This is a genomic window from Chryseobacterium urinae (assembly GCF_030518295.1).
Lineage (GTDB): Bacteria > Bacteroidota > Bacteroidia > Flavobacteriales > Weeksellaceae > Chryseobacterium > Chryseobacterium mucoviscidosis.
Genome location: NZ_JAULSJ010000009.1, coordinates 113274 through 135711 on the forward strand (window position 1 = coordinate 113274; position 22438 = coordinate 135711).

General features: G+C 37.0%; 21 protein-coding genes. 6 read left to right on the top strand and 15 right to left on the bottom strand.

What is annotated here, in order from left to right; genetic code table 11:
- Positions 1–111 precede the first annotated feature (111 nt).
- The 6 genes from mutL to QWT87_RS07710 all read left to right on the top strand — a co-directional run bounded on the left by mutL (position 112) and on the right by QWT87_RS07710 (position 5483).
- Positions 112–1899, top strand: a complete 1788-nt coding sequence (gene mutL, locus QWT87_RS07685) for a DNA mismatch repair endonuclease MutL (protein WP_087707024.1) — start codon at positions 112–114, stop codon at positions 1897–1899.
- Positions 1900–1904: 5 nt separating this feature from the next.
- On the top strand, positions 1905–2636 hold the full coding sequence (locus QWT87_RS07690; RefSeq protein ID WP_302715395.1) for a rhomboid family intramembrane serine protease: 732 nt from the start codon (positions 1905–1907) through the stop codon (positions 2634–2636).
- Between the two features lie 5 nt (positions 2637–2641).
- Entirely contained in the window at positions 2642–3628 is a 987-nt protein-coding gene (locus tag QWT87_RS07695; RefSeq protein WP_302715398.1) for an endonuclease/exonuclease/phosphatase family protein, read from the top strand.
- Positions 3629–3702: 74 nt separating this feature from the next.
- A complete protein-coding gene (locus QWT87_RS07700; RefSeq protein WP_185207521.1) occupies positions 3703–4677 on the top strand; it encodes an endonuclease/exonuclease/phosphatase family protein in 975 nt (324 codons plus the stop codon).
- 4 nt (positions 4678–4681) lie between these two features.
- Positions 4682–5035 carry a hypothetical protein gene (locus QWT87_RS07705; RefSeq protein WP_302715401.1) on the top strand — a complete coding sequence of 118 codons (354 nt, stop codon included), beginning with the start codon at positions 4682–4684 and terminating at the stop codon, positions 5033–5035.
- Between the two features lie 40 nt (positions 5036–5075).
- Complete coding sequence (locus QWT87_RS07710; RefSeq protein ID WP_302715403.1) at positions 5076–5483, top strand: hypothetical protein; 408 nt, start codon at positions 5076–5078, stop codon at positions 5481–5483.
- Between the two features lie 48 nt (positions 5484–5531).
- On the opposite strand, the gene QWT87_RS07715 is transcribed toward QWT87_RS07710, so the two are convergent.
- The 15 genes from QWT87_RS07715 to QWT87_RS07785 all read right to left on the bottom strand — a co-directional run bounded on the left by QWT87_RS07715 (position 5532) and on the right by QWT87_RS07785 (position 22437).
- Positions 5532–7046, bottom strand: a complete 1515-nt coding sequence (locus tag QWT87_RS07715; RefSeq protein WP_302715405.1) for a GH3 auxin-responsive promoter family protein — start codon at positions 7044–7046, stop codon at positions 5532–5534.
- Between the two features lie 105 nt (positions 7047–7151).
- Positions 7152–7562, bottom strand: a complete 411-nt coding sequence (locus tag QWT87_RS07720; RefSeq protein ID WP_076391160.1) for a BrxA/BrxB family bacilliredoxin — start codon at positions 7560–7562, stop codon at positions 7152–7154.
- Positions 7563–8000: 438 nt separating this feature from the next.
- Positions 8001–8447, bottom strand: coding sequence for a GatB/YqeY domain-containing protein (locus QWT87_RS07725; protein WP_302715409.1), 447 nt, complete (start codon positions 8445–8447; stop codon positions 8001–8003).
- Between the two features lie 112 nt (positions 8448–8559).
- Complete coding sequence (gene ftsZ, locus QWT87_RS07730) at positions 8560–10464, bottom strand: cell division protein FtsZ (protein WP_302715411.1); 1905 nt, start codon at positions 10462–10464, stop codon at positions 8560–8562.
- Positions 10465–10571: 107 nt separating this feature from the next.
- On the bottom strand, positions 10572–11963 hold the full coding sequence (gene ftsA, locus QWT87_RS07735; protein WP_087707063.1) for a cell division protein FtsA: 1392 nt from the start codon (positions 11961–11963) through the stop codon (positions 10572–10574).
- Positions 11964–12054: 91 nt separating this feature from the next.
- The gene (locus tag QWT87_RS07740; RefSeq protein WP_076391168.1) at positions 12055–12999 is read right to left on the bottom strand and encodes a cell division protein FtsQ/DivIB; all 945 of its coding nucleotides are present in this window, start codon (positions 12997–12999) and stop codon (positions 12055–12057) included.
- 114 nt (positions 13000–13113) lie between these two features.
- On the bottom strand, positions 13114–13491 hold the full coding sequence (locus QWT87_RS07745) for a GxxExxY protein (protein ID WP_288457297.1): 378 nt from the start codon (positions 13489–13491) through the stop codon (positions 13114–13116).
- 121 nt (positions 13492–13612) lie between these two features.
- Entirely contained in the window at positions 13613–14971 is a 1359-nt protein-coding gene (gene murC, locus QWT87_RS07750; RefSeq protein ID WP_302715420.1) for a UDP-N-acetylmuramate--L-alanine ligase, read from the bottom strand.
- A gap of 127 nt (positions 14972–15098) precedes the next feature.
- Positions 15099–15392, bottom strand: coding sequence for a GIY-YIG nuclease family protein (locus tag QWT87_RS07755; protein ID WP_268052337.1), 294 nt, complete (start codon positions 15390–15392; stop codon positions 15099–15101).
- Positions 15393–15493: 101 nt separating this feature from the next.
- Positions 15494–16615: an undecaprenyldiphospho-muramoylpentapeptide beta-N-acetylglucosaminyltransferase gene (gene murG / locus QWT87_RS07760; protein WP_302715425.1), complete on the bottom strand. Its 1122-nt coding sequence runs from the start codon at positions 16613–16615 to the stop codon at positions 15494–15496.
- A 34-nt stretch (positions 16616–16649) separates the two neighbouring features.
- Positions 16650–17888: an FtsW/RodA/SpoVE family cell cycle protein gene (locus QWT87_RS07765; protein WP_076391176.1), complete on the bottom strand. Its 1239-nt coding sequence runs from the start codon at positions 17886–17888 to the stop codon at positions 16650–16652.
- Positions 17889–17911: 23 nt separating this feature from the next.
- Positions 17912–19249, bottom strand: a complete 1338-nt coding sequence (murD, locus tag QWT87_RS07770) for a UDP-N-acetylmuramoyl-L-alanine--D-glutamate ligase (protein ID WP_302715428.1) — start codon at positions 19247–19249, stop codon at positions 17912–17914.
- A gap of 86 nt (positions 19250–19335) precedes the next feature.
- Complete coding sequence (mraY, locus tag QWT87_RS07775) at positions 19336–20577, bottom strand: phospho-N-acetylmuramoyl-pentapeptide-transferase (protein WP_076391180.1); 1242 nt, start codon at positions 20575–20577, stop codon at positions 19336–19338.
- 17 nt (positions 20578–20594) lie between these two features.
- Positions 20595–20960, bottom strand: coding sequence for a hypothetical protein (locus tag QWT87_RS07780; protein WP_302715431.1), 366 nt, complete (start codon positions 20958–20960; stop codon positions 20595–20597).
- Positions 20961–20976: 16 nt separating this feature from the next.
- Positions 20977–22437 (bottom strand): UDP-N-acetylmuramoyl-L-alanyl-D-glutamate--2,6-diaminopimelate ligase, encoded by a 1461-nt coding sequence (locus QWT87_RS07785; protein ID WP_302715433.1) that lies wholly within the window; start codon positions 22435–22437, stop codon positions 20977–20979.
- Between the last annotated feature and the right edge of the window lies 1 nt (position 22438).

The following is a 22438-nucleotide window of genomic DNA, read 5'->3' on the forward strand; positions in this document are numbered from 1 at the left end:
CTGAAGCATGGCTGGAATGTTGATATGTTGATAAATTAATTTTAATTCAGAAGTTTATAGTTTTAATTCTTATTTTGAATGACTATTTTTGTAAGTTGATTTACGTTTTTTATGTCAGATATTATTCAGCTTTTACCCGATCATGTAGCCAACCAAATTGCGGCAGGAGAAGTAGTGCAGAGACCGGCTTCCATTGTGAAAGAACTTTTGGAAAATGCCATCGATGCAGATGCCACAAAAATTGAGTTGATTATCCGGGATGCCGGAAAAAATCTGATTCAGGTTGTAGACGACGGAAAAGGAATGTCTGAGACGGATGCGAGAATGGCTTTCGAAAGACACGCCACTTCAAAAATCCGCGGAACGGAAGATATTTTTAAAATCTCTACCAAAGGTTTCCGTGGCGAAGCGCTGGCTTCCATTGCGGCCGTTTCTCAGGTGGAATTGAAAACCAAGCAGAAAGACGCTACCATCGGAACGAATATTTACATCGAAGGAGGGGTTTTCCAGTTTCAGGATCCTGTTCAGACGGCAGAAGGTTCTAATTTTCTGGTTAAAAACTTATTTTATAACGTTCCGGCAAGAAGAAAATTCCTGAAAAACAACAATGTAGAATTCCGACATGTTATCGATGAATTTCAAAGAGTTGCTTTAGCGCACGAAACGCTTGAGTTTTCTCTGTTCCATGATGATGAGCCGATTTTCAGGTTAAGAAAAGGAAGCCAGATGCAGCGTATCGTGGATGTTTTCGGAAGAAAACTGCAGCCGCAGCTTATTCCCATCAAAGAAGATATTATTTGGTGTAAGCTTCACGGCTATGTTGCCAAACCGGAAGGAGCCAAAAAAACTAGAGGAGAACAGTTTTTATTTGTCAACGGAAGATATTTTAAAAGTCCATACTTCAATAAAGCCGTTCAGGAAGCATTTGAAGGATTGCTTTTGCCGGGTTATGTGCCTACGTTTTTCCTTTTTTTAGATATTGATCCTGAAAAAATAGACGTTAATATCCATCCGCAGAAAACAGAAGTAAAATTTGAAGACGAACATCTGATCTTTGCTTTATTGCGTTCCACCATTAAACGTTCTCTGGGAATTTATAATGTTTCTCCAAGTCTGGATTTTGAAAAAGATCCTCACTTTGATGAAATTATGCACAAAACGTTCCCGAGTAAAGGTAACAGTGGAGGTGGAACAACACTGAAAATGCCGGAAATCATCGTAGATAAAGACTACAATCCTTTTATTGAAGAACGTGAAGTTGCACAGGCGGAAATTCAGAACCTTACAGAAATGTACCATCAGAATATCACTGCAGAACCCTCCAAGATCAATCTGTTTGAAGATGAAGATTTTGATGAAGATCTGATGAGGTTACCGAACGGATACTGGCTGTTCAACAAAGGGGATGAAACTTTAATGCTGGATTTGGGAAGAATGCACAGACTTGTGGTTTCAGAAAATACAAAACCTGTAAAAAAAGGAACAACCAACGGTCATGCTCTGCTTTTTTCTCTCGAATATCATATGAATGAGATTGAAAAGGCGAAATACAATTCCATTAAAAAATATCTTCCGGAGCTTGGTTTTGAAATGAGCATTGCCCACGAAAGTGTGTTAAGAATAGATGCGGTTCCGGAAGGACTGAAAGAAACGCAGGTTATGAAGTTTCTTGAAAACCTTTTTGAAATTTTGGAATATAAGTCTGAGGAAGAATTCATGCAGTATTATCAGAACCAGTGGAGTAAGCTTCAGTCGAAATCAAGATTCGATTTCATATACAAAAAAGATGCGGAGCAGCTTATCAAGGATTTTACCGCTTTGGGCTTCCCTGAATTTTTACCCAACGGAAAAAGATGTTTCTACGAAGTTCCGTTTAATGATTTTAAAAACAAATTTTAGAAACTATGTTTAACAGTATACCTCCGGTAACGAGAAATATCATTATCATCAATATTGCTGTATTTGTTATAGCCAATTTGCTGTTTCAGGATAGATTTGTAGGATATCTTGCTGCTTTTTATCCCTTCTCGCCATTTTTCAAATCCTGGCAGATTGTTACGCATATGTTTATGCATGGAAGCTTCATGCATATCCTTTTCAATATGTTTACTTTATTCAGTTTCGGACCTATACTGGAAAACAGCTTAGGAGAAAAAAAATATTTAATTCTTTACTTTTTAAGTGGTTTGGGAGCCTTTTTCCTGTTCAATCTGTGGAATTTTGTTGAGGTTCAGCAGATTTCCAGCGAATTGCAGCAGTTAGGATTTAATCTGAATGAATATCTTTCGGGTTCCTCTGTACAATATTCAGGTTCTTCTCAGGCTGTACTTCGACAACAGGAATTGATTGGAGAACTCAACGGAATTATGGGAACGCCGATGGTGGGAGCTTCCGGAGCGATATTCGGTGTTGTGGCAGCATTTGCAACACTTTATCCGGAGGCAAAAATCGGAATTATGTTTATTCCGATTCCTATGAAAGTTAAATATGTATTGCCGGTCGTTGTTATTGGCTCCATTTATCTAGGTGTTTCCGGAAATGGAGGCGGGATTGCACATTTGGCTCACGTAGGAGGAGCGATCGTAGGTTTTATTTTGGCAAGAATTTGGAGAAAGCATTTATACAGATTTAATTAAACCTCTTGAAAATCCTTCGTCTTATTTTTCTCATCCTTCATGCCGGAATATTTATTTTATTATGCGGAATGTTGATGAATGCGTATGTTTCGCCCAAAATATTTCCTTGGCTGAATTTACTTTCTTTAGGTTTTCCTTTATTGATTATTGCTTATATTCTGCTTACTATTTTCTGGATCATCAGTTGGAAGAAAAGAGCTTTTGTCTTTTTTTTCGCGGGACTGCTGTTTTTCAATCCTTTTTTACGCTGGATTAATTTTTCTCAGCCAAAAAATGAAAAAGCAGATTTAAAAATCGTTACTTTCAATGTTAAAAACGGTGTTTTAGGAAAAGAAAATATCGAAAATTTTATCAACAGTCAGGATGCGGATGTTGTTCTGTTTCAGGAGATGGTTAATAAAAAATATGATTTTAAAGATCTGAAGCAAAGCAGCAAAACCCTCCTTACAAGCGTTTTTACAAAACATAAAGTCATTGCTGAGAAAAATTTGCTTGATGGCGAATATGAAAACGGCAATGCAACCCAGACAGATATTGAGATCAATGGAAAAACTTACCGGATCATCAATGTGTATCTGCAGCCTTTCAGATTTGATAAAAGTATGGTTAAACTGAACGGCGACAGTGAAGAAGACGAGCAGAAACTGAAAGATATCGTAAGAAAACTGATTCCTACCTTTAAAATACATCAGGAGCAGATTGTTCCGATAAGAGAAAGCATCGAAAGTTCGCCTTATCCGGTTATTGTGGCTGGAGATTTTAATGCAGTTCCTAATTCGTATGAATATTATGAATTGTCAAAAGATCTTGAAGATTCTTTTATGAAAGCAGGAAGCGGAAGCGCAACCAGTTTCCATGATTATAAATTCCCGATCAGGATCGATTATATTTTCACTTCAAAATCCGTTAAGGCATTGAGCTATAAGGTCGACCGTTCTGCTAAACTTTCAGACCATTATCCTGTTACTGCGACATTTAAGCTCAATAATTAAATCATAAAAACCGTTAATTTTTCTCATGTGGTAGGATTTTTGCTGAAAAGCTCTATATCCCTTAGACTGTTTTCATGAAGCCGCGTCAAGTATTGTTATTTTTCCATATTATTGTTGGTATTTTACTCCTGTGTACATTGGGGAATGCATGGATTCCGCCTAATCTGTTCGGAAATCTGAATCTTCTTTCTCTGGGTTTTCCCTATCTTATTTCATTACATATTATTTTTACACTGATCTGGATTTTCAGAAAAGAAAAAATTGCCATTGCATTCGTTTTGGGAACCTTTTTATTTTATAATCCTATCCGAAGATGGATCAATTTTACGCCCAAAGCAGAAAGTCAGAAATCGATAAGAGATATAAAAGTCATTACTTTTAATGTAAAATACGGCGATTTTGGCTGGGATAAAGTGAAAAAATATATTCAGGATCAGAATGCAGATATCATTCTGGTTCAGGAAAAAGATACCAACCGTGCCTTGAGACAGGATCTGGTGAAATATCCTTCGGTTATTTTAAAAACCAAACATAAAATTGTAAGACAGGAAGAATTAATCACAGATAAATCGCGAGGAAATTCTTTTTATGCAGATGTAGATATCAATGGCAAAATCGTTCGGATTGTGAATGTTTATCTTGAGCCTTTCCGGCTACATAAATCCATGCTTCAGTTCGATGGGCTGAAAAAGGAAGGCGGAAAAATCAATACATTGTTATCGCACATGATTCCTACCTTTAAAGCACATGAAGATCAGATTAAAAAAATCCGAAAAGCGGTAGATCTTTCGCCGTATCCTGTAATTCTGGCGGGAGATTTCAACTCTGTTCCCAATTCTTATGAATATTATAATCTGGGAAAAGATCTTCAGGATGCTTTTTTAGCAGCGGGAAACGGCAGCTCTTCAAGCTTTCACGATTATAAAGTTCCATTGAGAATCGATTATATTTTCAGTTCAAAATCAATTATTCCTTTAAGCTATAAAGTGGATAATTCTGTAAGATTATCGGATCATTATCCTGTAATTGCAGAATTTCTGTTAAATTAGTTCCATGAAAAATTTATCTTTTGCAGCTATTATTTTTTCAGCCTTTGTGATGTCCTGTTCAAAAAAAGAACCGGCAGATTTTTATCCCGCAGACAGCCCGAAAGCAAGTTATGATACTACCGCAATCGATTCTTTCTCGAATGGCGCGATTTCTGTAGATGTTGCAAGGCAGATCAGAATGTCTTCAAAACAGTATCAGGATTCGGTAAAAGAGGCATTAAAACTTCAGGAGCAGGAAAAGAAACTGAAAGAAGAACTTGAAAAGGAAAATAAAAAGAAGGCGGAAGAAGAAAAGAAAAAAGCAGACGAGGAGAAAAAGAAAACATCTGAGCCTTCTGCAGAGGTAAAATCTGCATAATATAAATCACAAAAAAACGTTTTTAAAAAAATTATAAAGTATGAAAAAAAGCATTTTATCTGTACTGATGATCGCAGCCGTGGTTGTGTCATGTACAAAGTCAACATCAAAAACAGAAACTGTTGAAAATCCTGACGGATCAACTACTACCACAACTACTGTTTCTGAAAACGGAATCGGAGTAGATTCGGCAAAAATTAATGAAGTGAAAGAAAACACTCAGGCTAAAATTGATGCTGCCGGACAAAAGATTGATAATGCTGCCGAAGATGCAAAAAATAAAATAGACGCCACTGCAGACAAAACGAAACAGGATCTTCAGAAAGCAGGACAGGACATTAAAGAAGGAGCCGATAAAGTAGGAAAAGACGTGAAAAATGCAGCCGCAAAAGGAGCTTCCAAAGTAGAGGAAGGCGCTAAAAAATTAAAAGAAGATTTAAGCAAGTAAATTAAATCTTTCTGATAAAAATGAAACCGCAGTATTTCTGCGGTTTTTCTATTTATTCAGTTCCAGTAAAGGATCAATATATTCTCGGTCGTTGCTCAGCCTCGGAACTTTATTCTGTCCGCCCAGTTTGCCTTTGGATTCTAGCCAGCAATAGAAAAGATTGGGTTTTGCAATATGAACAATCGGTCTTTTCAGGGTCATATTGTTATAGCGTTTCGCTTCGTAATCGGAATTAATTGATTTAAGATGACTGTCAAAAATATCTATAAAACGCTCTAAATTATCCGGTTTTTCGCAGAATTCAAAAATCCACTCATGAGCTCCGCCTTCGTTCTCTTTCATGAAAACAGGGGCTCCTGTGAAGTCGGAAACAGATGCATTGGTTTCTTCGCAGGCTTTGGTGAGCGCAGACTCAACGTTGGTAATCATCAGTTCCTCTCCAAACGCGTTAATGTAATGTTTCGTTCTTCCTGTTATTTTTATTCTGAACGGATTGATTGAGGTAAAAACAACGGTATCGCCAATGAGATATCTCCACAATCCGCCGTTTGTCGTAATCACCATGGCGTAGTTTTTCCCGATTTCCACATCTTCCAGACTCACGACTTTCGGATTTGAAAAATGGAACTGATCCATCGGAATAAATTCATAAAAAATACCGTAATCGAGCATCAGAAGCATTTCATCACTGTTGGATCTGTCCTGAATTCCGAAAAAGCCTTCGGAAGCATTATAGATCTCGTAGTAATTGATATTTTTTCCGATAATCTGCTTATACTGTTCTCTGTAAGGCTTAAAGCTGATTCCTCCGTGAAAGAATACTTCAAGATTCGGCCACAATTCAGAAATATTTTTGAAGTCAGTTTCTTTCAGAACCCTCTGTAAAAGAACCATCATCCAGCTCGGAACCCCCAAAATACTTCCTACATCCTCCTTTTTAACTTCAGAGGTAATTGCCCTAAGTTTGCTTTCCCATTCTCCCATTAAAGAAACCTTTTTACTCGGAGTGGTGGTTACTTCTACCCAGAAAGGAAGATTGTCAATCAGAATAGCCGATAAATCGCCAAATTTGGTATTAAAATCCGCGTAGAGTTCAGAACTTCCGCCCAGACGAAGATTTTTGTAATTAAAAAGCTGATTTTCGGGGTGGTTGTTGGCGTAAATGGAGACCATATCTTTTCCGGCTTTCATGTGGCAGTATTCAAGGCTTTCCGCAGAAATCGGGATGAATTTGCTTTTGGCATTCGTGGTTCCTGAAGATTTTGCAAAATGTTTGATGTAACCGGGCCAGCTTACATCTTTCTGTCCCTGTCTCGCTTTTTCAATGTAAGGCTCCATTTCTTCGTACGTAACGACCGGAACTTTGTTTTTAAAGTCCTGATAACTCGAAATGGAATTAAAACCATATTTTCTGCCATACTCCGTATCTTCTGCATGAAATAACTGGGAAAATAAGATACCTTTCTGTGTTTCAATAGGATGATTCATGAAATTCTGAATCTGATCTATCCTCTGCCGGATAAACCAATTGACTACCGTATTGAAAAGTGCTTTCGTTGCCATTTCAACAAATATAATAATAATTGGATTTTCAGAGAATTTTTTTGTGATGATAAAATAAAAAAACCGCTACAAATTGTAACGGTTTATATCAGAAATGCTCGTTTACTAGCAATATTCGTCGTAAGCAGCCTGAAGGTTTGCAGCGATTGCTCCTGCAGGATTTCCTTCAATGTGGTGTCTTTCCAGCATATGAACCAGTTCTCCGTCTTTAAATAATGCTACGCAAGGCGAGCTCGGAGGGAACGGTGCTAAATGTTTTCTCGCTTCAACAACGGCTTCTGTATCGAAACCTGCGAAAACAGTAGTTAAATGATCAGGCTTTTTGTCTCCTGTTAAAGAATATACAACTCCCGGTCTTGCAGCTCCTGCAGCACATCCGCATACAGAGTTGATGACCAAAAGGGTAGTTCCTGATTGTTTTAATGCTTCTTCTACCTGAGCCGGAGTTGTCAAGTCTTCGAAACCTTTATCTGTAAGTTCAGCCTTCATCGGCATTACTAAATCTTGTGGATACATATTTTTGTTTTTTGTAAAGTACAAATTTAAGCAATTCTTTACGTTTCATCAATATATAAAAACTATCGGTTGTTTTAGAAAACAAAATGAATTGAATGTTAATAGTTTAATAATAATTGCAAAATTTTAAATTAAATATGTTAATTATCAAAAATAATTACTAAATTTGAAATGATTCTGAAAACAGTTGACCATGAAAAAATATTTACACTGATCCCTCTCAATTTATTTTCTTTCAGTTTTTGCTTTTTACCGAAGCATGAACTGATGTCATTCAGAAAAAATAAATGAAGCCCGAAACTGAAAAGTTCAGGGCTTCTTTAATCAAATCGATATGCAAAGGTTGAATATCCTTATAAAATAGCTGATGTTTTTTGGTTGCTAATTGTAGTTGATGGATAGAAGACCACTCAACTAAAAATTACCAACGATCAGCAATTATGAAAGCAGTTTTTTCGCCATCTCGGAAATGCTTTTTCCGTCCGATTTTCCGGCTAAAGATTTTGAAGCAACTCCCATTACCTTTCCTAAATCTTTCATAGATTCAGAGCCTGTTTCGGCGATAATGTTTTTCATTTCGGCTTCCAGTTCTTCTGCTGAAAGCTGTTTCGGCAAAAACTGCTCAATCACTTTCATCTGAGCTTCCTCCACTTCGGCAAGATCATTTCTTCCCTGTGCAGTAAACTGTTCGGCAGAATCTTTACGCTGTTTTACCATTCTCTGAAGAATAGCAATTTCCTGTTCTGCGCTTACTTCTGCTCCTCTTGCTTCCGTTTTAAGCAGTAATATCTGAGATTTTACAGCACGAAGAGAATCCAAAGCCACTTTGTCTTTGGCTCTCATTGCTGTTTTTATAGCTTCGTTTATTGTATTTTCTAAACTCATGGTTTTTAATTTGATAATTTGAAAAAATGAGACAATTTGAAAATGTAATTATTTTAGAATTGAGAATGTATAATTTTCAAATTCTCAAATTGCTACATTTTCAAATTAAATTTTAGTCTACATCTTTATTTAAAAATCTGTTTTCTCTGATCTGCATATTTCCGTTGTTATCAGACAGGTAAGTATTGATGTTCTGGTCGGATGCATTGGTACCTTCAATGGAAATATTTTTTCTCTTGAATGCAGGCACAGATTCAAACTCGCTGGAGCTGTCGAAACTCTGGTAACGTGAATTAAACTCCTTCAGTTTGTTTCTTCTTTCCATTACTCTTTCCTGATCCACGGTTTTATTCACGAACGTGAATTCTTCTTCTGCCGGTTTTGGGGCTTCGGTTTCTGTCTTATTTTCAACAACAGGTTCTTCTTTCAGATGCTGAAAGAAATGTTCCACTTTCTGAAACGGCTCTTCCGTAAGCTGATTCACTTCATTGGAAGTTGCTAATTCTGCTTTTGGCTGTCCGAAATCAGATTTAGGCTCATTTTTTACAGGTTCATTCACAAAGAAGCTGAATTCAACAGGTTTTTCCTCAGAAAAAGTGTTATTGAAAGCAGGATTAGACTGTGGTTCTTCTTTTTTATGATCAAAATCAAATTTAAAAGATTCTATTTCCAGATCATTCGGATCTTCTGCTTCTTCGTCTAATGTGAACAAGCTGAAAGATTCTTCCTCATTGTCTTCGTTTCTCCAGTCCTGAGTGTTATTAACCGTATCTTCCTCTTTATCAAAGAATTTTATTTCAGTTTTAGTCTCTTCGTTGTCAATAGTCATTTTTTTTTCAGTAGACGTAACCCCGAACTGTGGATGGTCGTGGTCTTCGTCGTCCAATCTGAAAAGGTTTTTACCTCCGAAATCATAATCCTGCTCCGCATGAGAATGTCTTTCCTCTCTTGTTTTAAAAGGAGATTCTTTTGGGGTATCAAAGCTGTCGTTCAGGCTGATTTTAATTTTCTCTGTGGGTCCTGCAAATTTTTTGTTATCGTTAGAAAAACCTGTTGCGATTACGAGAACGCTTACAGAATCTCCCAGTTCTTCGTCTGCTCCCACCCCGAAAATAATATCTGCGGTGTTTCCTGCTTCTTTCTGGATATGATCCATGATCACTCCGATCTCGTCCATGGTCACTTCTTCCACGCCACTTCGGATCAATAACAGAACGTTTTTCGCGCCTGTAATCTTATTATCATTCAATAGTGGGGAATCAAGCGCTTTTTTAACTGCTTCTTCGGCTTTATTTTCACCGGAAGCAATTCCTGTAGACATCAAAGCCGTTCCTGAATTCTGAAGCACAGATTTAGCATCTCTAAAGTCAATGTTGACATCAAAGTAACCCGTAATAACTTCCGCCATTCCTTTGGCAGCGTTCGTTAAAACTTCATCGGCTTTTGAGAATCCCTGCTTGAATCCAAGGTTTCCGAATTGCTGTCTTAATTTATCGTTGTTGATGACAATTAATGAGTCAACATTATTTCTTAATTTATCAAGACCGTTTTCAGCCTGTTCCAGTCTTCTTTTCCCTTCAAAACTGAAAGGGACGGTAACGATTCCTACCGTTAAGATTCCCATATCTTTGGCTACTTTAGCAATAACGGGAGCAGCTCCGGTTCCTGTACCACCACCCATTCCGGCAGTGATGAAAACCATTTTGGTATTCTGTCCCATTGCAGCTTTAATATCTTCGATGCTTTCGATCGCAGATTTTTCTCCCACTTCAGGATCGGCTCCTGCGCCAAGACCTTCCGTAATGGTAGTTCCCAACTGTACTTTGTTGGCAACCGGGTTATTATCTAAAGTCTGGGCATCTGTATTGCAAATCACGAAATCCACTCCGTGAATACCTTTTTCGTACATGTGTTTCAACGCATTGTTTCCACCGCCTCCAACACCGATTACTTTTATGATTGATGAATTTCCTTTTGGCAAATCAAATGAAAATCCTTGTGTACCTATGTTTTCCATAATTAGTTTCTTTTAATAATTATAATTGATAAGCGATAAATGAATAATGATTTTGTTTTAATTAAAAATAAATCATCAATTATCACTAATCTTTTATCATTTATATTTTATTCTACTTCTTCAAAGAATTTTTTTACTTTTTCCATCAGCGACTGCCCGAAAGTGAGTTTCGCCGCCTTTTTATTCTCATGCTGTTCTTCTCTAGGCTGTTGTTCCTGTATCGGTGCAACTTCCTGCGGAGCGGGTTGTGAAGTTTCAATCGCAGCTTGTGCAGCAGCATTTTCCGGCTGCTCTTTTTCCAAGACAGGAGTGTCTTCCACCGTGTTCAGCTTTTTATCCCTGATTTTTAAACTTTCCATTAATAAACCAATGGAAGTCGCAAATTCGGGACCTTTAAGATACTGATTTTTATCATTCGCCACATACTCATTTGCAAATCCGATTCTGCTGTCGAATCCTGTTGTATAATTGGCAAGCTGACGAAGGTGTTTCAGGTTGGATCCACCACCCGTTAATACGATTCCAGCAATCAGTTTTTTCTTTTGTTCAAAAGCTCCGTAAGCCTTTAGTTCTGTATTTACCATCTCCAGAATTTCCTCTACTCGAGCATTGATGATCTGTGCTAAAGTTTTCAGGGAAATTTCTTTATCCGGTCTTCCGTGAAGCCCGGGAATGGTAACGTACGTGCTGTCTTTTTCAAGCTCAGGAACCGCAGAACCGAATTTTACTTTCAGTTGTTCCGCGTGTTTCTCGATGATGGAACAACCTTCCTTGATGTCTTCTGTAATAATTCCTCCTCCGTAAGGGATAACACAGGTATGACGGATGATATTATCTTTAAAGATGGCAATGTCTGTAGTACCGCCTCCGATATCTACAATGGCAACTCCTGCCTCTTTTTCTTCTTTTGTAAGAACCGCTTCAGAGGATGCTAAAGGTTCAAGGGTAAGAGCTTCCATTTCAAGCCCTGCTTCTCTCACGCATCTCGCGATATTGCGAATGCTTCCCATCTGTCCTACAACTACATGGAAGTTAGCCTCTAAACGCTTACCGTGCATCCCGACCGGTTCCTGAATTTCACCTTCGGAATCTACTTTGTATTCCTGCGGTAAAACGTGAATGATTTCTTCTCCAGGAAGCATGACCAGTTTTTTTACCTGATCTTTTAATGCTTCAATGTCGTCGTCTGTGATGAATTTATCCGGATGTTCACGCATAATATAATCGGAGTGTTGCAGAGAACGGATGTGTTTCCCTGCGATTCCTACCGTTACTTTACGGATAGGAACTCCTGCGCTGGACTGTGCCTCAGACACAGCAGCTTTGATTGAATTAATGGTCTGCGAAATATTATTCACAATACCTTTGTGAACACCAAGACTTTTCGCCTTTCCTACACCGAGAACTTCTATTTTCCCGTGTGCATTCCTCCTTCCGACAATCGCAACAATCTTTGTTGTCCCGATGTCCAGACCTACTGAATACTCTTGATTTTCCATTTTTATACCGATTTGATTTTTTTTGTTTTTCAGTTCCTGTTTTAATAAGGATCATAGGTTTTCGCCTATGGATATTGATGTTTTTTTATTTTTATTCTATCTTAACTTTTGCTTTAGTTTTCGGTTTTGACGCCGTTGGTTTCTCAGTTTTTTTTGCTTGGGTTACCTTCGGTTTTGAAGGATTTCCCGTTTTCTTAATTTCTTTTTTAACTTCGGCTTTAGGCTTTGGTTCCACACTTTTGGCGACGGCAACCGGAGCTTTTGCCAGTTCTATATTTGCTGCTTTTAAAATACTGTCGTTTTCTTTGTAATTAGGATTTAAGGTGGTTACAATCTGGTTCTGATATTTAATAGAAACCATACTGTACTTTTCCGGATCCTGATACACAAGATACTTTTCTACAAAGGCTTTAAATCCTTTTACTTTGAAATCGATATTATCTAAATCCCCGATCTCGACTTTGTAATTTCCTTCACTGGTAAGAAGATTATAGTCGCCGTTTCGGTCTTTGGATATTCCGATAAAATATTTTTTGCTGAAATCGTCCTTGTCGATCTTTTCAACTAACTCGGCAAGCTTTTCATATTCTTCTTTTTTTACATTTCCTGTCACCAACATGCATGGATGAGAATACGTTTTAGAGATCGGAAATTCTATACCTTTTTCATCTACATAAAAATCTCTGCCTTCTTTGTTTAATCTGAAAACGGGAACCCTCTGTTTGATGTCTAAATTCAGTTTTCCGTTCAGGTTTAAATAAACATTTGCGCTGTCTACCGCCGGAAGATTGTTGATCTTTTTTTCCAGCGCCGGAATATTAAGATCCCCGACTTTTCCAGAAGGGTTTTCTTTTTTTACAATTTCCCGGATATCTTTTTCATCAATGAAGTAAACCGGTGTTTTTTCATTCATTTTCACAGAAATTTTATTGTCCGTAATCTTCTGTCCGCTGAATTTCTTCAAAGAGAAACTCAACAGAAATCCAAGGATGATTACTGTGATGGCAATTTTTAATATTCTGTATTTATTTTTCATTTTGTTTTTTAGCTTTTTTAACGCTGCGTTCGCAAAGGTTTTCTTTAAATTCTTGCTTTTATTTTTATGTTCGCAAAGGCGTTTCACTCAGCAAATGATAGCTGAAAATATTTTTTATAATTTGTTTACTGCTCTTTTTACTCCGTCTTTAAATAAGGTAGAATGAAAATTTAAAATCATTCCTAATTTCATTTCTGTGATTCTTAAATAATTAAGAATTTGGAAAAAATGATATTTATTAATTTCCGGAACTGCTTTTATTTCTATAATTACTTTATTTTCAATTAATAAGTCAACTCTGAATGCTTTCTCAATAATTAAACCTTCATAATTGACACTAATATCTTTTTGACTTTCAATGTTCAATCCGCTATCTTTTAACTCGTGAATTAAACATTGCTCATAAACATTTTCATAAAGTCCGATTCCCAGTTTTCGGTGCACTTTCATCCCTGCATCAAAAACAATGTTTGAAATTTCATTTTCTGTCATTGTGTGTTTTATTTACTCTGAAATGATATTTTCAGCTATCATTTGCTGAGTGAAACGCCTTTGCGAACAAATTTCCGTGTTTTCAAAAAATTCTTTGTGTCCCTTTGCGTTACATTTAAAATTAAATTTTCTCTATCCACTCACAAACAGGATCATACAGTGTGTCAATATTCCCTGCTCCAACTGTAAGAAGAATGTCAAAATCTTTTTCTTTTATTTTACTGAAAGCTTCGCCTAATGTTGAAACTTCTTTTTTATCTAAATTAACTTTTTCCAGCAACCAATCGGAAGTGATTCCTTCAAAATTTTCCTGAAGTTCTCTTGCCGGATAAATATCAAGCAAAATCAGTTCATCAGATTTGCTTAGACTTTCTGCGAATCCGTCTGCAAAATCTCTTGTTCTGCTGAAAAGATGGGGCTGGAAAACCACCAATAATTTCTTTTCAGGGTAAAATGTCCGGATTGAACCCATCACGGCATTAATTTCTGTCGGATGATGTGCATAATCGTCGATGTAAATTTTACCGTTTTTGTAGATGTGTTTTGTATATCTTCTTTTAATTCCTTTGAAATTGGCAATTGCTTTTTTCAGCGTTTCAAAATCTACTCCTAAACTGTTTAAAATAGCCAACGCAACGGTTGCGTTTTCTACGTTGTGAATTCCCGGAATTTCCCAGACAAAATCTTTTACCGTTTCGTTTGGTGTATGAAAATCAAAATAAATTTTATCATGATCCATTCTCAGGTTATTGGAATAATAATCAGCCACTTCGTTTACAGCGTAGGTTTGATGAGGTCTTCCGATTTCAATTCCTTTTCTTACAAAAAGCTGTCTGTCTTCGGGAACCAGAGCCGCAAATTGTCTGAACCCCTCTTCAATGGTATCTTTATCTCCGTAGATATCCAAATGATCCGCATCGGTAGAAGTAATAACTGCCCAATCCGGAGAAAGGTTTAAGAAGCTTCTGTCGTATTCATCTGCTTCCACAACTGAATATTGTGAGCCGTTGTAGAGGAAATTTGATTTAAAATTCTCAGAAATTCCTCCCAGAAAACATGAAAAAGGCAAATCTGCTTCTTTGCACAGGTGTGAAACCAGAGTGGAAGTGGTTGTCTTTCCGTGAGTTCCGGCAACAGCAATGCAGTCTGTGTTTTCCGTGATCAATCCTAAAACTTTTGCACGTTTTAATACTTCAAACTGATTGGTATTGAAATAATCTAAAATATCCAGTTTTTTAATCGCCGGAGTATAAATGACTAACGTATCTTCTTTCTGAAGCGACGTAATTTTTGCATCAATGACATCTTCAAAAACAATATCAATTCCCTCACTCATTAATGTTTGAGTAAGTTTCGTATTGGTTTTATCGTAGCCTGAGACTTTTTTGCCCGAAGCATGGAAATAACGCGCCAAAGCACTCATCCCGATCCCACCGATCCCAACGAAGTAAAAATTTTGATATGTTTCTAAATTGTTCATTTATTTATTTTAATCTTTAATGGCTCGATATACTCAAAGCTACATCGCTAATCCTATTTTATACTATTAGACTTCAACTATTCCGTTAATTTTTTAACGGTGTCAGGCTGAGCCTGTCGAAGCCTATTTAATCTTTCATTCTATTTTTTGATAATTCAGGCAACAATTCCCAATTATCATTTATTATTGCTTCCTTTTTCTTTCTACTCCAACCTTTAATTTGTTTTTCAAATCCTATCGCCTGATTAACATCATTAAATTCATAATAGAAAACAAGTTCTACAGGTTTTCTTGTATATGTATAGCTTTCAGGATTTAATCCGTCATTATGTTCATTAATTCTTTTTTCCAAATCATTGGTAAAACCTGTATAATAAGAATTATCCGAACATTTTACAATGTATACATAATATATTTTCATTCATTTGTGTTGGCTTTTTTAGCCCTTCGACAAGCTCAGGGTGACATCTCTAATACTAACTGTCTATGTTTTGTCAGGTTGAGCTTGTCGAAATTTTCTATTTACTTTATCACGTTAAAAATCTCATCTACAATCTCTTTTGCCGCATTTGGTTTGGCAAAATATTTCAGATTTTCAGACATTTCTTTTCTTACTTTTTCATTTTCGCATATTTCTGAAAGGGTATTCCAGAATTTTTCCTGCATTTCAGAGTCTTTTACCATTCGGGCTGCATTTTTTTCAACCAGATTCATCGCGTTTTTGGTTTGATGGTCTTCCGCCGCAAAAGGGAAGGGAACCAATAACACCGGCTTCTGCGCAACTGCCAACTCTGAAATGGCAATTGCTCCTGCTCTGGAAACAATGACATCTGCTGCAGAATAGGCTGTTTCCATATCTTTGATGAATTCTTTGAGCTGGATGGAAACTGGAAGCCGGAGGTCGGAAGACAACTCGCTGTAGTCTAACTTTCCGGTTTGCCAGATCAACTGATATCCTTTTTCTTTAAGGTTTTCCAGATTGTCTTTCCATCCGTTATTTAATGTTCTTGAACCTAAAGATCCTCCGACAGATAAAATCGTCAGTTTATCTTTATCCAAGCCCATTTTTTCTTTTGCCTGAATGGTTTCCTGCATTCCGGAAATGATATTCTCCCGAATCGGATTCCCCAGAAATTTTATTTTTTCAGTAGGAAATCCTTCTACTTTCGGATAGGCGGTGAATACGGCTTTTGCTTTTTTACTTAAAATTTTATTCGTAACTCCTGCATGAGCATTCTGTTCCTGAATAAAAATAGGAATTCCCAGTTTACTTGCTTCGTACAAAGCCGGTCCGCTTGCGAAACCTCCTGTTCCCACGGCAAAACCCGGAGCAAAACTTTTAATTATCTTCTTCGATTTGGATAAACTTTTTAAAATTTTAAAAGGCAATCCTAAATTCGACAGAAGATTTCCTCTGTTGATTCCGGCAATATCAATTCCTTCGATTTTATAACCTGCCTGCGGAACTTTTTCCATTTCCATTTTTCCGTTGGCTCCTATGAACAAAAATTCAGCATCGGGAAATCTTTTTCTGATTTCGTCCGCAATAGCAATAGCAGGAAAGATGTGTCCTCCTGTTCCTCCTCCCGATAATAATACACGGATGGATTTTGATTTTTGGCTATCTGCTGATTGACTATTCATTTCTGTTTAAATCTTTTTATATTCTTTTTTTATCTTAAGCAATGTCGTTAATCTCTGCTATGCTTTGTTTTTTGCCCATTCCTTCTTCATCGTAAATCTGAATTCTGGAGCTTATGTTTAAAATAATTCCCAACTGCAAATATGTTACCAACATTGAGGTTCCTCCGTAACTTATTAAAGGCAGCGGTTGCCCTGTAACAGGGATTAAATTGACGGCAACTGCAATATTTACAGATAGTTGTATAAAAATCATAACTCCGAGGCTGAGAACGAGTAAAGAGCCGAAAAAAGCAGGCATCTTACTGGCTATCATTACGATACGGATAATCATGATTAAATATAAACTTACCAGAAAAACCGCTCCGATCACTCCGTATTCTTCTACAATCACGGCGAAAATGAAGTCGGAGGCAGACTGCGGAAGCATTTGTTTTAAAGCACTTTTGCCGGGTCCCATTCCTGTAACTCCGCCGTGTACGATGGCTGCTTTTGCCATCATCACCTGATAATTTTTTGCTTTTACACTTTCGTCATCCACATCGGCTGTTTTTGCTTTGCTGGATGTAAATGTTTCAATACGGCTCATCCATGTGTGAACACGGTTTCCTCCGATTAAGTTGGTGTTTAAAGCCACCAGTAAAAACAGAACAATTGCAATGAATGATGCAGAGATAAATCCTGCAATATATTTCCAGTGTAACTGTCCGATGACGAGCACAATCACTGAAACCATTAAAATCATCAATGCGGTTGAACCATTGTCTTTTGCCACCAGAACAAAAACCAGCAGAATCGGACCGAAGATGTACATGATGTTCTCAATCGGAAGCCGTTCCCGCGTTATTTTCTTGGTTAAATATCTGCACAGATAAATAATCAGCATTAAAAAAGCAAAGGAAGACGGCTGGAATGAAATTGGTGTTCCGGGAATTTTCAGCCATCGTGAAGCACTGGCTCCGTCAATAGTTTGTCCTGTGAACATGGTGACAATCAATAGAATAACCATTAAACCAAGCATGATGCTGCTGAGTTTTCCGATGTATTCGTATTTTACCATTCCTACCACTCTCATGATTCCCAAACCTAAGACTACGAAGAACATATGTTTGATAACATGACCGGTTGTGGTTCCGTTATTAACGATATATTCAAGATTTGAACTTGCAGAATAAACCGGGAAAATAGAGAAAATGGAGATCACAAGAATGACCATCCAAAGTACCTTATCGCCCTTCAGGAATTCAAATCTGTTTTCTGTGTCTTGTTCGTTCATATATAATGCTGTTGGCTTTTTGGCTAATTGCCATTGGCTTTTAATACCTGCTCTTTAAACTGATGACCTCTGTCTTCATAGTTTTTGAATAAATCAAAACTTGCACAGCACGGAGACAGTAAAACCGTATCTCCTTTTTCAGCGAGAGATTTTGAGATCTCCACTGCTTTTTCCATGCTCGACGTGTCGTAAATAAATTCTTTTTTGTCTTTAAAGAAGTTGATAATCTTTTCATTATCAATTCCTAAGCAGACAATTGCTTTTACTTTTCTTTTGACTAATTCTTCAATTTCAGTATAGTCATTACCTTTATCTAAACCTCCGACAATCCAAACGGTCGGAGTTTTCATACTTTCTAAAGCGTAATACGTTGCATTAACATTAGTTGCCTTGCTGTCGTTGATGTATTTTACACCCTCAATTTCAGTCACAAGCTCCAGTCTGTGTTCAACCGCCTGAAAAGTCATTAATGAATTTCTTATGTTTTCATTGTTGATTTCCAGTATTTTACCGGCAATTGACGCGGCTAAGCTGTTGGCAACATTGTGAGTTCCCAGAAGAGATAATTCATCAAGTTTCATTGAAAAAGTATCCTTTAGTTTTACTTCAATGGTATCGCCGTTAATGAAACCTCCTTCTTCCAGTTTTTCTTTGGTGGAGAAAGGAATCATTTTCGCTTTAATTTCTAATTTTTCAAGAATATTTTTGCTCATTTCATCATCTTTATTGTAGATGAAAAAGTTGTCATTTTCCTGATTCTCCGTTATTCTGAATTTAGCCAGAGCATATTCTTCATAGTTGTAATTGTACTGATCCAGATGATCCTGTGACAAATTCAACAATAAAGAAATATATGGTCTGAAATTCTGAATATCGTCCAATTGGAAAGAGCTTACTTCCAGAACATAATATTCATGGTTTTCATCGGCAACCTGCTTTGCAAAGCTGTACCCGATATTTCCGCCTAAACCTACGTTTAATCCGTCGTTTTTCAGGATGTAGTAGATGAGAGACGTTGTTGTTGTTTTTCCGTTGCTTCCTGTGATGGCGATGATTTTCGCATCTGTAAATTCCGAAGCAAATTCAATTTCAGAAGAAAGCCTTATTCCTTTCTCGTTAATTTTCTGAATCATTTCTGCCTTTTTCGGAATTCCCGGACTTTTTACAATCCAGTCGGCGTTTAAAATTCTTTCTTCATCGTGGCTTCCTTCTTCGAATTCAATTCCATTCTCGTTCAGAAACTGTCTGTAGTTATCCTTGATGGCACCTTTATCGGAAAGAAAAACTTCCATTCCTTTCTTTTTTGCCAGATAGGCAGCTCCGCAACCACTTTCTCCTCCTCCTAAAACAACTATTTTCATATTTATTCTTTTGTAAAATGTAAAATGTAAAACGTACAATGTATCTGGTGTCTTTTTACATCAATACTTTTTACTTTTTACAAAATTTATCTCATTTTTAATGTGATCAGACATACAATTGCCAACATTACTCCGATGATGATCATTCTGTTCACTATTTTACTCTCATGAAAGCCTCCCTTCTGATAATGGTGATGTAAAGGGGACATTCTGAATAGTCTATTGTTTTGGGCATATTCGAGCCCGAATTTTCTTTTTCTGTATTTAAAAACGACAACCTGAAGCATCACGGAAATATTTTCGATCAGGAAAATTCCGCAAAGGACAGGAATCATGAGTTCTTTTCTTAAAATGATGGCTAACACAGCGATAACTCCGCCTAACATCAGACTTCCGGTGTCGCCCATGAAAACCTGAGCCGGATAGGTGTTGTACCAGAAGAATCCGATTACGGCTCCTACCATTGCGACCACGAATATGGTGGTTTCTCCCATGTTGGGAAGGAACATAATATTCAGATAATCAGCAAAAATGATGTTCCCTGAAAGATAGGCAAACAAGCCGAGCGTTAGTAAAATAACGGTACTGGTTCCTGCGGCAAGACCATCAATTCCGTCGGTAATATTGGCTCCGTTTGAAACGGCTGTTACGATGAAAATTACAATTGGGATAAAAACAATCCAAGCCCATTCGTGGGCATCTTTATCGTTCATCCAAAACAGAATTCCGCTGTAATCGAACTCATTATTTTTAGCAAACGGAACGGTAGAAACGGTTATTTTCTCGGTAGGCATAAAGTTTTGCTCTACATTATTTCTGTTTACTACTTTAGCATCTGCATATTTTCTTTTTACGGTAATATCGGGATGAAAATACATGGTAACTCCTACGATCAATCCCAATCCGACCTGCCCAACAATTTTGAATTTACCGCTTAAACCATCTTTGTTTTTTTTGATCTTTTTTAAATAATCATCCAAAAAGCCTATTGCACCCATCCATATCACGGAAACAATAAGAAGAACAATGTAAACGTTTGTAATTCTGGTAAATAGCAAAACAGGAATTAACGTTGCCAAAATGATGATAAGACCTCCCATTGTAGGAGTACCTTCTTTTTGTTTCTGCCCGTCCAGACCAAGATCACGCACCAGTTCTCCCATCTGTTTTGCTCTCAGATAGTTGATGATTCTTTTTCCATACACCAAAGCGATGGTTAAAGAAAACAGAACCGCCATTCCTGCACGGAAGGAGATGTATTTCAACAGTCCTAATCCGGGAACGTGAATTCCCATGCTGGTTAAATATTCGTATAGATAGTATAACATTTCTTTTATTTCAGTTCTTAAAGATTATACATTTTTGTAAAAACGTTATTTCTGTGTTTGCATAACGAATCAATATTTTTCTCGGGATTTTTAATTGTTAGTCTAATCCCTCCAAAAGGCTCATTATATAACTTTAAAATTTCTTTTTTATATTTTTTATCTTTATTCTCAAGATATTTTTCACAAAGGCAAATTGCTACATCAACTTTTGCATTTGATTCTGATACCTCTAAATAACCAAGCTTTGGCTTGTTGAGTTCATAAGTTTGTTCACAATCTAAAATCTTAATTTTCTTTTTAGAATAATTATTTAAAAGAAAAACTATTAACAATCCTAATCCAAAAACGACGGAAATTATTAATATGATTTTAGAGGTTTTCATTTACTTTAAATATCTCTTATTTTGACATTAATTTCCAAAGTTCATTAATCGTTTCTTTGTCGTCAAAATGATGTTTCACTCCGTTTATTTCCTGATAGGTTTCGTGTCCTTTTCCGGCTACGAGAACGATATCTTTCGGTTCTGCAAACTTTATTGCCATTTTAATGGCTTCTTTTCTGTCCGGAATGGAAGTGTATTTGCTGAAATTCTGAGGTTCAACGCCGGCTTCAATTTCTTTGATGATTGCTGCCGGATCTTCTGTTCTCGGATTATCTGAAGTGATGATTGCCAATGTTGATTTTTTCGTGGCAATATTTCCCATTTCAGGTCTTTTTGAATGATCTCTATCGCCTCCGCATCCGAAAACGGTGATCAGTCTTTCATTTTTTGTTCTGATATCATTAATGCTGTCCAGAATGTTTTCCAATGCATCCGGAGTGTGTGCATAATCTACGATGAAGAAAATTCCACCGTCTGATTTAAAGGTCTCAAATCTACCGGACACTCTTTTTAGTTTGCTGATTGCCTGTAAAATTTCGTCTGATTCAAAACCCAGCTCGGAAGCAATTCCGAAAACCAATAAGAGGTTGTACACATTGAATTTTCCGGTGAGTGTTGTCCAGAATTCTTTTCCGTTGAAATTCAACAGCATTCCGTTGAAATCTACTTCCAGTAATCTTCCGTGAAAATCTGCCATTGTCTTCAAAGCATAAGATCTTTTTGTGGCTTTTGTGTTCTGAAGCATCACATTCCCGTTCTTATCATCCACATTGGTGATGGCAACCGCAGAATCTTCCAACTGATCGAAAAATCTCTTTTTCGTTTTCAGATATTCGTCAAACGTTTTATGATAATCTAAATGATCGTGTGTAAGATTGGTAAATCCGGCAATTTTAAAGTGAAGTCCTTCAATTCTGTTTTGGGCAATTCCGTGGGAGCTTACTTCCATAAAAGCGAATTCACACCCTTCTTCAACCGCCTGAGCTAAAATTTTATTGATGGTAATTACATCAGGAGTGGTGTGTGTTGCCGGAATGATCTTTTCTCCGATTCTGATTTCAACTGTCGAAAGCAAAGCGGAATCATATCCTAAATTTTTAAAAATATCAAAAAGCAGAGTGGAAACAGAGGTTTTTCCATTAGTTCCCGTTACTCCGATTAATTTTAGTTTTTCCGAAGGATTACCGTAGAAATTGGAAGCTAAATGACCTAAAGTTTTAGATGAGTCTTTTACTTTAATATAGGTGGCATTTTCATTAAGATGTTCCGGGAATTCTTCGCAAACAACTGCTGTTGCTCCTTTTTCCACCGAAGATGCAATAAATGAATGTCCATCCACAACCGTCCCTCTCATTGCGATGTACAAGGAGTTTTCCGTAACCTTTCTGCTGTCGAATATCAATTCTGAAACTTCACGGCTCTCGTCACCATGAATTTCTAAAACCGGAATTCTTTTTAATAAATCATTTAACTGCATT